The 11010-nt window shown below is 35.8% G+C and carries 11 protein-coding genes; 6 read left to right on the top strand and 5 right to left on the bottom strand.

Features of this window, described 5'->3' with window-relative positions:
• Positions 1-88 precede the first annotated feature (88 nt).
• The 3 genes from BTO11_RS05190 to BTO11_RS05200 all read left to right on the top strand — a co-directional run bounded on the left by BTO11_RS05190 (position 89) and on the right by BTO11_RS05200 (position 2458).
• Complete coding sequence (locus BTO11_RS05190; protein WP_105051596.1) at positions 89-1426, top strand: DEAD/DEAH box helicase; 1338 nt, start codon at positions 89-91, stop codon at positions 1424-1426.
• A gap of 300 nt (positions 1427-1726) precedes the next feature.
• Positions 1727-2044, top strand: a complete 318-nt coding sequence (locus BTO11_RS05195) for a helix-turn-helix transcriptional regulator (protein ID WP_105051597.1) — start codon at positions 1727-1729, stop codon at positions 2042-2044.
• A gap of 75 nt (positions 2045-2119) precedes the next feature.
• Positions 2120-2458 carry a hypothetical protein gene (locus tag BTO11_RS05200; protein WP_105051598.1) on the top strand — a complete coding sequence of 113 codons (339 nt, stop codon included), beginning with the start codon at positions 2120-2122 and terminating at the stop codon, positions 2456-2458.
• A gap of 106 nt (positions 2459-2564) precedes the next feature.
• Here BTO11_RS05200 and BTO11_RS05205 read toward each other — a convergent pair whose 3' ends face one another.
• From BTO11_RS05205 to BTO11_RS05220, 4 genes are all read right to left on the bottom strand, one after another.
• Complete coding sequence (locus BTO11_RS05205; protein ID WP_105051599.1) at positions 2565-2972, bottom strand: MAPEG family protein; 408 nt, start codon at positions 2970-2972, stop codon at positions 2565-2567.
• A gap of 330 nt (positions 2973-3302) precedes the next feature.
• Complete coding sequence (locus tag BTO11_RS05210) at positions 3303-4244, bottom strand: LpxL/LpxP family acyltransferase (RefSeq protein ID WP_105051600.1); 942 nt, start codon at positions 4242-4244, stop codon at positions 3303-3305.
• Between the two features lie 466 nt (positions 4245-4710).
• Entirely contained in the window at positions 4711-6045 is a 1335-nt protein-coding gene (locus BTO11_RS05215; RefSeq protein ID WP_105051601.1) for a HipA domain-containing protein, read from the bottom strand.
• Positions 6046-6048: 3 nt separating this feature from the next.
• Complete coding sequence (locus BTO11_RS05220) at positions 6049-6339, bottom strand: helix-turn-helix domain-containing protein (protein WP_105051602.1); 291 nt, start codon at positions 6337-6339, stop codon at positions 6049-6051.
• A 482-nt stretch (positions 6340-6821) separates the two neighbouring features.
• On the opposite strand from BTO11_RS05220, the gene BTO11_RS05225 reads away from it, so the two are divergent.
• The 3 genes from BTO11_RS05225 to BTO11_RS05235 all read left to right on the top strand — a co-directional run bounded on the left by BTO11_RS05225 (position 6822) and on the right by BTO11_RS05235 (position 10516).
• Positions 6822-8642, top strand: a complete 1821-nt coding sequence (locus tag BTO11_RS05225; RefSeq protein WP_105051603.1) for a DUF262 domain-containing protein — start codon at positions 6822-6824, stop codon at positions 8640-8642.
• A gap of 139 nt (positions 8643-8781) precedes the next feature.
• Positions 8782-9354, top strand: coding sequence for a hypothetical protein (locus BTO11_RS05230; protein WP_105051604.1), 573 nt, complete (start codon positions 8782-8784; stop codon positions 9352-9354).
• A gap of 1 nt (position 9355) precedes the next feature.
• Positions 9356-10516: a DGQHR domain-containing protein gene (locus tag BTO11_RS05235; protein WP_105051605.1), complete on the top strand. Its 1161-nt coding sequence runs from the start codon at positions 9356-9358 to the stop codon at positions 10514-10516.
• 142 nt (positions 10517-10658) lie between these two features.
• On the opposite strand, the gene dndE is transcribed toward BTO11_RS05235, so the two are convergent.
• Positions 10659-11009 carry a DNA sulfur modification protein DndE gene (dndE, locus tag BTO11_RS05240; protein ID WP_105051606.1) on the bottom strand — a complete coding sequence of 117 codons (351 nt, stop codon included), beginning with the start codon at positions 11007-11009 and terminating at the stop codon, positions 10659-10661.
• Position 11010 lies beyond the last annotated feature (1 nt).

The following is an 11010-nucleotide window of genomic DNA, read 5'->3' on the forward strand; positions in this document are numbered from 1 at the left end:
TTCTTACCCTATTTTGATTTTACTAACTTACTGGACGTAAATAGGCTAAAATCGCAGGTTATTGTTTTAGCCTTGAGCCCTTTATAAAATGACCTCTACTCCAACTGCAACCAATTTCAAAGAACTTGGCCTAATAACACCTTTGTTAGACCGCTTAACTGAATTGGATTACCAACAGCCAACCCCTATTCAAGCACAAGCGATTCCAACGATATTAGCAGGGCGTGACTTAATTGCAGGGGCAAATACTGGGTCGGGTAAAACAGCAACCTTTGCATTACCCCTTCTGCAGAGCATTCATTTACAAAAGACGAACTCACAAAAACAAGGCTCCAACAAAACAAACATAAAACCCGGCAACTATGTTGCAGGACTTATTCTGGTACCTACGCGTGAGTTAGCCAAACAAGTCGCAGACAGTATTAAATCTTATGCTCAACACTTTAACGGTGAAATTAAAACGGTTGCCGTATTTGGTGGTGTATCGGTTAATACACAAATGTTAGCCCTGCGTGGCGGTACCGACATTTTAGTGGCAACACCAGGTCGACTGTTGGACTTAATCTCAAGCAATGCCATTAAACTAGACTTAGTGAGCACGTTAATTCTGGATGAAGCCGACCGCATGTTAAGCCTCGGCTTTACAGAAGAACTAACAAAACTGTTGAACTTAACACCAAAGAAAAAACAAACGCTATTGTTCTCAGCAACCTTCCCAGAACAAGTACAAAATTTAACTAAAACCCTGTTAAACCAAGCGGTTGAAATACAACTACAAAGTGAAGACGCCAGTACCTTAGTACAACGTGTATTTACCGTTAACAAAGGCGAGAAAACCGCCGTATTAGCGCATTTAATTAAACAGCACCAATGGCAACAAGCTTTAATATTTGTTAACTCAAAGAAAAGCTGTACTCACTTAGCCAACAAATTACTTAAACGTGGCATAACCGCAGAAGTATTCCACGGCGACAAAGGCCAAGGCGCGCGTAGCCGTGTACTTGAGTCATTTAAAGCCGGTGACATTCAGGTGTTGATCGCCACCGATATTGCAGCACGCGGATTAGACATAGAAAAACTACCTGTGGTGATCAACTTTGATTTACCAAGAAGCCCGTCAGACTACATGCACCGCATTGGCAGAAGTGGCCGTGCTGGAGAAGTAGGCTTAGCATTATCCTTAATAGATCACGAAGACTTCCATCACTTCAAAATCATAGAAAAGAAAAACAAAATTCGCCTAGAACGTGAATTAGTAGAAGGTTTCCCAGTTACCGACATTCCGGACCAAGCCGTGTTAGACGCAGAAAAATCACAAGGCGTAGGAATGGCAAAACCAGAAGGCACAGGTAAGAGAAAACATAAAAACAAATCATCAATAAGTGCCGCCGACGTTTGGGCAGGGCATCCCAGCTCGGATGATTAAAGCAGTGATGGTTAAAGCACTGATGTATAATCATCAAACTTTAGTTGGAAAATCATTCACTCGGTAGACTGTTACCGATTGAAAGTGCTTTATGTATTATAATCGGTAGTTTAACTCCCTTTTTATCTTGTTTTTATTAAAATTCGGTAGAAGTCTACCGTTATAGTGTTATTTTAATACCAATAACGGTAATAAACTACTGGAATGCCGTAACCCTTAATTGCCCTGACGAAATCTTACATTTCCCAGCGATTGGTTTTCACAATATAAAAAATAAATTAGTAGAGATGAGGGTTTATAATGCTTAGATCTAAATCAAAAGGACATAACTTGACAGCCGAGCAATTGACTAGAGAGCACAGAAAAGAAGTTTTAGCTAAATTAGAAAGTGACCTCGCTAATAACGTGATCACAATTGGTGAAGTTGTTAAAACAATAAGAACAGAGCTGTACGGCATGACCCAAACTCAATACGCCAAATTCATAAAAATATCGGACAAAACATTACGAGATATTGAAAAAGGCAATACCGACCCACGCTTATCTGTTATCAGCAAAGTACTTGCCCCTGGCGGCTTTCAAATAAGCGCGAAATTTGTACCCAGAGTAGTGGAGTAAATATAAAGTTTGATGTCTCAGCTTGTATAATAACTAAGCTGGGTGACGCATTAAATATTTTAAAGAGAATAGTGCATGAAAAAGTTAATAAGCCGAAAAAGAAAGTATTCTTTTAAAAAGAAAATGCAGAGCTTTAAACAAGCATTGGCACAGGAAAAACAAGAAACGCTGGAGATGCTCAGTATCTATAAAAAGTTTACTAAGCGGGCCGCGAATAAGGCAGAAATGAAAATTGCCCATACGCAGTTTTTCGATCTGCTAAAGGGCTGTGGATTAGGTGTTTTTGCTTTACTACCTTTCGCGCCAATCACCATTCCTATTCTTTTGAAGGTTGGCAGAATGATAGGTGTGGATTTAATGCCCACCTCTTTTAATGAGAAACCCCCAGTTAAAAACCCAGCACAAGATAAATAGCGGCAAAGCTAATCTATAAACGCTACTCTATAAAAGCTAAGCCGCAAAGCCAATCCAGAAAGCTAATCTATAAAAACTAAGTTATAAAAGCCTTAGGCCGCAAAGTTTAAGCAGCAAAGATCAGGCCTAATAAAACCATTTGAGTTAATAACCCAATTAAATAAAAGTAACTACGCGGGCTTGGATTCTCATTGGTCGCAATTTTATAAAACAACGCCATATGAACAATACGCGCCGTCGCAAATACAGTTGTCACAACATAAAGTGTATTAGCATCAACTCCCGCAAACATCGCCAACAAAGCCGTAACCACGAACAGCGGCACATTTTCCAAAGAATTCATAAACGTACGATTGCTACGGAATACAAAAGAGTGGTGATCCAACTCAGCCGCAACCACACCAGGAATATAATGTTCCTGCTTTCTATGGGCTCTAGCCGCAACCAAAGCTTGAATAACAACCGTCGTGATAATAATAGCGATTACAAAAATACTGTCAGCATATTGTGTCATTGTGTTTTTCCTGTGTAATTATAATTTGCGTGCAAAGTAATTTAACAAGGCAATGCCTAACTGTCAATAACTTTGTGTACAAAGTAATTAATGAAAAAAAAAGCGGAAGGTTTTAAGGCTAGAAGGGAGAAAGCTGTAAGCGATAACAGTAAGTAATATGGGGGAGTGATACTGTAGTGGCCAACTCGTGTTGACCACTGATTTGTTTTTAAGCTTGTTACCTTTGCCTGATAAAAGATACTTTGTACTTTCACATTTGCATGCTTGGCTCACAAAATATCACAAGCTAACTAACTCTTTAAATGAGTCCGGCCTCTAATACTCATAGTACTAATACGGGCTAGGATCTTCTGGGTTCTGTTGAGTTTTAAAACGCTTATGAAGCCATAGGTACTGAGCAGGGTATTGACGAATAACCGACTCCAACCAGGTATTATAATTTGCAGCATCTTCTTCTTCAGAACCTGTGCTAGGTAAAGGTTCATAAAATTCTAATATGTATTCCTGGCTATGGCCTTTACGGTGGTAGCTGTACGGAATAACTTTTGCTTTTCCTGCTTCAGATAAAAACGTTAAGCCAGTAATAGTGGCTGCGGTTCGGCCAAAAAATGGTGAAAATGTACTGTGTTTTCTACCGTAGTCTTGATCCGGTGCGTACCAAAGAACTTCACCACGGCGCATACAACTAATAAAGCCTTTAACATTTTTTTTATGATAAGCATTTTTAACAAAACTATAACGGCCACGCATCATCACGGCATTCATTAGTTTATTTTTAAGCGGTCGGTAAGTTACATTTAAATCACAAACTAAACTTGTTAGTCCACCGGCTAAATCAAGAGTACTAAAATGTGCGCCCGCTAATAATATTCCGGTTCCGTTAGCACGTTCTCTTTCAAGAATGTCTTTGCCGCGAACTTCAATACGGTTTTTAAATTTGTTGAGATCACGAAACCATGACGTAGCACTGTCGAAATAACCTTGCATGTTTTCATGTAATATTTCTCTAACCAAAGCTGCTTTTTCTTCAGCCGTTTTTTCACTAAAACAAATATCAACATTAACTTGAACAACATGACGACGGCTTTTAACTAAATGAAAAACCAAAAAAGCTAAGCCTCGGCTAACTTGCCATTGCAATTTAAAAGGTAAAAAACAGCATATAAATAAAAAGCTAACTAGAAACCAAGTTCCCCAATATTTTGGATGCAAATATTCAAATTTAAGCAGTCTTACATCTTCAGTACGTTCTAAAGCAGGTTTCTTTGTCATAACTTCTCTTAAGGGGAACAATTAAATAAAGTACTATTTTTAATAGTAATATTGCCTTGTTTATTACTCGGAATGATTTCGCTTATAGGCTAACAATCGCGGCGAGGAAGTACAATAAAAAAATCACCGCGAATAGCCATTCAAATAAAAGCAATTTAAGCTAAGAATGGAATTTTAATACACTTTGTATAGCTGTAACGCTTATATTTTAGCTTTGAGTTATTCACCACCGCAGCGTTAAATACAGGGTAAAGTATAAAGGCATAACAATGTTGTTTAATTTCTTTATTTCTACTGTCAAACGGTAAGACGTTAACTAGCGTATAACCGTTCCCAAATCACTACGCCACTTCAAGCCTAAATTAATACGAGCCTAAACTAATACAAGTACAAACTAATTCATAATGAAACGGCGGTTCCGGTTCTTAACCGATAACTACCTGCTACACGCAAGTAAAAGAATTCGTTACACTTCTATTGTCGAGATCATTGAAGTTTGAGAATTTAAATATTGTGCTCTCACTACAATGTTGTCTTTCAATTGGTCAATGTAGAGTTGTTCTTCTTCTGTAAAATCATTGCTCTTGATTAAATCTTGAACAAAAGTTCCTGCTGTTAAAGTGGACGTCACTTTTTTTGTTAAATTAGACAGTGATCTTGCCAGTAATTTTTTATCTATTGCACATGTTTCTGCAAAATCAGCTAACTGGTAGGCATTGATATCATTGGGGTCAAATTCATCTCCCATTGCCATCGCTAACACATACTTAAATTGAGAAAACATGGCAATATTGACCAGGTCATAAGCAGGAGTGAAACTACTATTATCCTTTCCCCAAAATAGTGATACGTTTTTTCCATGACTATCATAATTACTAATGATTAAGTTAAATAGCTGCCAATTAATTAGCCATTGTGCGCTTTGGGCTGGAGAAGACATTGATTTACTGAATTCAAATAATTTAGGAAGGCTTGCACCGTCTCTAATATGTTGAACATCTCTATTATCACCTAAGTTTCGTTCATATTTAAAATCCCTAGGCAAGTTTAAAGCTTGGCATCCGTCAATCACGTGTCGCCTAAATACCTGTTTTTTGTCTGAGACAAACTTTCTATCAAAACGGCGAACAAGAAGCGCTGGGTGTTTTCCAAATCTAACAAACTCAACTTCAGCAGTTGGTAAGCCTACGGCTACCGATAACTTCATACAAAAGTATTCGTTGAGGACTAAATTTAAACAATTTTTCTTTTCAAATTTTAAGATATGAGTAGAGCACAGTGCTCCGTCCCCAAAGCCAATCTCGCCATTCTCATTTATAAAGACATTTAACTTGTCCTGAACACCCGCCACACTGAGCCTAGGCTTGTCATCCCAAGTTAAGAGACCTGTATATTCTTTAGTGTCTAATCTACTTTCAAGCTCATCTTTGCTGAGTAACCTAAAAGCAGGTTGAACCGCTTCTTGTTCAATACTGTTAGTTGTAAAAGTAACAGCGCCTGAAAGATCACCGCCTATTTCACGTATTTGTGAGAAAACATTCTTTTCAGAAACACCAGCACGTTCTGCAAGGAGTAACCTAGCATCCCCTTCCGGTAAAATATTATCTAGGAAGTTATATGCCACAGGGTTATGGTGATCATTATCAAGCGTTAGGCTTGGAGATATAGCAAAACCACTTTGTTGCCAATCGTTATTGTACTCTAGCTTGGGCAAGCCAGTTTCTTTGTTCAGTGACAGTTCACCAATAACGTTTTCAGCAAATTTTACATTTAAGCTATAGGCATCTAATTTATTCTTCATTCGTTAAACCCATTCGTTATCGGCTATAGAATTAGAGTCAGGAGTTAATAGCTCTTTTGTCGTTAGTTTTATGCCTAACCCTTTTAAAACCGAAAATACAGCGGACAAAGTACAATTAGCATTACCGTTTTCAATACGTGATAGCGTATTTATACCCACTGAGCATAATGCAGCGCAGTCCGCTAGTTTCATATTCAACGTTGTTCGTTTTGCTTTGACCAACTGACCTAGTATTTCTGCATTTTCTATGTGTGCAGAGCTAGGCATGTCAGAAACTTTAACTCGATTAGCCATATTAATAACACTCTATTATTCACCATTAACAGTGATTATATTATCAAGAGCAACATTAGCAAGGAATATTCACCACCATGAGTGAATAAATAAAATGCTAGTAATAAAAGATATTATATTCACCATTATTGGTGAATATAAAGCATGATGACATTAATTAATCATTATTCATCGTTAGTGGTGAATAATAAGTTTGTTAATTTATGAAAAGCTGAGTTTTGTATTACAGACAACAACTAACTTTTGATTGACATAACTAAACGGATTAGGCACTTTATCTATATGAAATAAAAGGAGTTAAATGAAAGTGAAAGTGAAAGGATATCTTGCACCTTTAAGTTCCCAACTTAAGAGGTTAATAAGTATAGCTTCAGCTATTGTTTTAATATTCCGATTTAAGATCATCCTCAAAAAAATTAGCGAAAAAAAGCTGTACGTTACCTAACTTAGTATAACTAAAATGGCATTCAGAAGAGAGTATTATGACAAAAGAAAAAAAGACTATAGATCCTAATTATTTAGAAGTATCAAATTTGTTTAATGGTTCTTGTGTATATCAAGTACCTAAATATCAGCGTGGATATGCATGGGAAGCAACTGAAGTTGAAGAGTTTTGCAACGATCTTTTTGAATGCTTGGATGCTTATGAAAATGATGAGGAACTCGAACATTTCTTCGGTGGCGTTGTTTGCATTGAGGAAAAGCCAGATAGTCCAAAACAAACTCATAAATGCTTTTCTGTGGTAGATGGTCAACAGAGAATCTCTACTTTTATATTATTTATATCAGTGATTAGGGATTGTTTGTTAACAATCCATAATGACATCGAGGACAAATATAAAAATGGTGTCAATACACTAATTGATACATATGAAAAGAAATATCTTTATTACTCTGAAAGTCGAAATCTAGAGGAAATAAAATATGAAAAGCTACGAATGTCGATTAAAGATGAAGAGTTTTACCATAGTTTAGTATACAAAAGGCAATTATTACCTCAAAAAACAGATTCTCATAAAAGAATACAAAAAGCTCAAAAACTAATAAAATCTAAAATAGAGCATAGAATTGATAAATTAGATTTTATTGAAACAGTTCAAGTTTTTGAAAAAATTGATGCACTTCTTTCATCAAAGTGCCATTTGTTAAAAATCACTACAAATAAAAATGAAGATGCATATAGATTATTTCAGGTATTAAATGACAGGGGGAGAGCGCTGAGTGCATGTGACTTACTTAGAGCTACTTCTCTTAGTAAATTTGAAGCCAATGAATATATAGGGTTACAGGATAAAGCCGCAGTTATATGGGACGAGATAACTGAAGATAGAGAACGGGATGTTGAAAAATACTTTAGCTTTTATTATGTATCACAAGCTGCGGATAAAATAAAAAAATTAGATTTATTTTCAAAATTTAACAAATTGTTCTTTGAAAACAGTAACCCAGAGGGAATATATACAAGGTTACAGAATATTTCAGAGCAGCTGGATACGATAAAGTTATTGGAAGACGGTGAATGGCCATATGAAAAGTCAAATTTATCACAGTGGCATCATCAAAGAGCAAAGTTTTTAGTTGTTAGGTTAAAACATACTGAATGTATACCGTTATTATTAGCTGCCACACAACTCAGTGAAACAAAATTTTATGAACTAGTAAGAGTACTTGAAAAATTTTTCTTTAGATTTAAAACTGTTCTAGGTAAGAGGTTTGATCCTGTCGTAAAGGTTTACCTTGAAGAAATTAAAAAGATAAATAAAAACCCTCAGACATACGGTGTTCAAAGTATAACCAAAGAGTTAAGAAATGTTTTAGAGAGTAGAACTACTAATGAAGAATTTATACACGCTGTATTACAGTTAGAGTTTTCGACGAAAGAAAGCAAGGATGCAACTAATGGTAATCGAGTCATAAAGTATCTATTACTGCAGCTAGAAGAAAATTATGACTGGTTACGTTCTGAAAACCCTTCGATTAAGAGCAGGGAAAATATGGTGGATAAAAGTCACGTTTATGACTTTCCTTTTGTATCAATTGAGCATGTTTATCCGTGTACCCCCAAAAAGATTGATAAAGACATCGATTCCAGGAAACACAAACTAGAAAATTTAACTGTACTTGCAAGAGACACTAATTCTTTAGTAGGTAACAAAGGATTTCAGGATAAAAAAGTACACTTTGCAGCAAGTAAGTATAAGTTAAATAAAGAAATTGCAAATTACAATACTTGGGATAACAACACATTAGCTGAACGGAAAACTCAAATAGAGAATTCATTAGTTGAGTTATTTAGGATTTAATTATATGACACCTAATGAATTACGCGCAGCTATACTAGGCGTTAAACGTTGGAATAGTGTTGATGAACTTAACTTACCTAGAAAAAATATAACAGTTCCAAATGAGTGATGTTTGCTTGGCATAGTGGAGGTGTATTCATTGGATAAAATAAAAATATGGAGTGAATTAGCTATGAATGTAATAGTTAAGTGGCTGAATGAAAAGGCAATTCCTTGGATATTGCACTTGCTTAGAGTAACCAAGGAGTTTGTTATAACCTTACTATTTTCATTATCTCCAATACTGCTTAGTGGACTAGTTATTGCGACATTCAGTGATGATAAGTTTCAAGATGCTGTAATTAGTAACTTTAAGCGTGGTGAAGCTTTTTTATACACTGCAGCGTTTCTGGCTCCATATATTGTGAATAGGTTAGGTGAGGGGGTTAAAGGTATGTTTAAAGAGGTTTGTTTTTATATATTTTGGGCTGTTTTGCTCAGTGGTGCCTATGTATTCCTGGTGATTAGAATAGAAACATTAATAACAGGTTCATTAAAAATAGAGGACTCTACACTAAGTTTTGTGAGCTACGTAATATTGTTCTTTACTATGTTAATTTGGTACTACAGTGTTTGGCCACTTCATTATAAGACTAAGGGAAAGGTATTTCGAAAAAATGAAAAAGAGATGGAAGATTTAAATAATGAGCTTGATAAGAAGCTAGGAGTGTAAAGTGCCAAAAATAAAAACTAATTTCCTCAAGGTAACACAACCAATTGGTGATTTTTATTGTTGTGTCATGAAAGCTAATGAACTTTATAAGATTTCATACTCTGATGTACGTGATCTTCAAAATGAATCTGAAGATGGTGTTGGTACATACTTAGGTATTCAGAGACGATTGAGTAATACTAGAGTAAAAAAAATAAAGGAATATATTAGTTCTGTTGATGCTACATTTCCTAACTCTGTAATTATTTCAATGCCTGAAAAATACATAGAATTGAACAACTCTTTATTGACTATTGATTATAAAAGCGAAAAGGAAGGCAAAATTGCAAAGATCTTGGATGGACAGCATAGGCTTGCGGGCTTTGCTGAAAATAATGGTAAATTCGTTGATAAAGAAGGAAACGAACAAGATTTTGAACTTTTAGTAACTATCTTTGTTGAAGCAGATCTTCATACACAAGCACAAGTGTTTACAATGGTAAACCAAAGTCAGACTAAAGTTAATAAAAGTTTAGTTTATGACTTAGAGTCCTTGGCTATGGCAAGGAGCCCATACCGAACCGGCCATCAGATAGCGGTTTTAATGAATAATAGGAAAGATTCGCCGTTTTACCAGAGAATAAAGCGATTGGGTGTTAAAACAGCAGGTGTTAATGGTGAGCTATTAACGCAGGCTGCATTTGTAGAGAACCTTATAAAGTTAATTTCTAAGAAGCCGAGTTTAGATAGAGATATTTTATTAGGCAGAAAAAAGAACTTTATTGGACTCAAGGAGAAAAAGCTACCTGATGATGAAATTGCAGATTACAAGCGGCTTGTATTCAGAAAGAGCTTTATTGAAAATGACGATTCGACTATAGCTGCTAATGTTTTCAATTTTTTTACTGCTGTATCCGATAGATGGTATGAAGCTTGGGACAAGGGAAACTCAGCTTCAGTATTGAATAAAACCGTAGGGTTAATAGCTTTAATAAGACTATTCAGAGATATCTACAATTACTATGTTGAACGTGGGAGTTATGAATATGGAGAAGTGGTGTCAAAGAGTGATTTTTCAAATTTTTTAGATGAGATAACAGTGGAAGATAACTTTTTTGAAAATATCGATGCAATATCTAAATCGTCGGGTTATATTTATAAACATTTATCAGCTGAACTGTAAATGAAAGAGTGGTTGCACACGCAACCACTCTTTATTAAATGTAGTTTTCGAAAGGGTTAAAAACTACTAGGCTGTTGTATCTTATAGAGCGAAGCTAGTCTTTAGTATTACAGTTTTTATCTTATTGGTTACTATTCCAGTTTCACAAATCACACACCAAAGGCAATAATCCTTTATGATTCCTTATTGCCGACACCCCATCCTCAACATGCGCGGCCCATGCTGTTTGTAATTCTTTATCAGAATACTCAGGGTAGCGTTGTTTAAGTAGCAATTCAGTCACCATTTGGGTTTTACCTAACCAGGTAAACTTATCAAGTTTGAGGCTACCTGAAAGTTTGTAGTCTTTTTCTCTATTGAACATAAATCCTTTTTCGATCGAGCGAAAAAATGCGATGCGGGCTGCTACGTTTGGTGTAACGCCTGTTTTACCTTTTAGGATTTGCAATTGTTCTTCAACGGATTTTTTTAGCCACATAGTTTGTGGGAGCATG

This window comes from Psychrosphaera saromensis (assembly GCF_002954545.1).
GTDB classification, from domain to species: Bacteria; Pseudomonadota; Gammaproteobacteria; order Enterobacterales; family Alteromonadaceae; genus Psychrosphaera; species Psychrosphaera saromensis.

Excerpts from the sequence above, each read along its gene's own strand:
- BTO11_RS05225 (WP_105051603.1), top strand. The coding sequence starts at position 6,822 with ATGACAAAAGAAAAAAAGACTATAGATCCTAATTATTTAGAAGTATCA.
- BTO11_RS05190 (WP_105051596.1), top strand. The coding sequence starts at position 89 with ATGACCTCTACTCCAACTGCAACCAATTTCAAAGAACTTGGCCTAATA.
- BTO11_RS05205 (WP_105051599.1), bottom strand. The coding sequence starts at position 2,972 with ATGACACAATATGCTGACAGTATTTTTGTAATCGCTATTATTATCACG.
- BTO11_RS05200 (WP_105051598.1), top strand. The coding sequence starts at position 2,120 with ATGAAAAAGTTAATAAGCCGAAAAAGAAAGTATTCTTTTAAAAAGAAA.
- dndE (WP_105051606.1), bottom strand. The coding sequence starts at position 11,009 with ATGCTCCCACAAACTATGTGGCTAAAAAAATCCGTTGAAGAACAATTG.
- BTO11_RS05215 (WP_105051601.1), bottom strand. The coding sequence starts at position 6,045 with ATGAAGAATAAATTAGATGCCTATAGCTTAAATGTAAAATTTGCTGAA.
- BTO11_RS05210 (WP_105051600.1), bottom strand. The coding sequence starts at position 4,244 with ATGACAAAGAAACCTGCTTTAGAACGTACTGAAGATGTAAGACTGCTT.
- BTO11_RS05195 (WP_105051597.1), top strand. The coding sequence starts at position 1,727 with ATGCTTAGATCTAAATCAAAAGGACATAACTTGACAGCCGAGCAATTG.
- BTO11_RS05220 (WP_105051602.1), bottom strand. The coding sequence starts at position 6,339 with ATGGCTAATCGAGTTAAAGTTTCTGACATGCCTAGCTCTGCACACATA.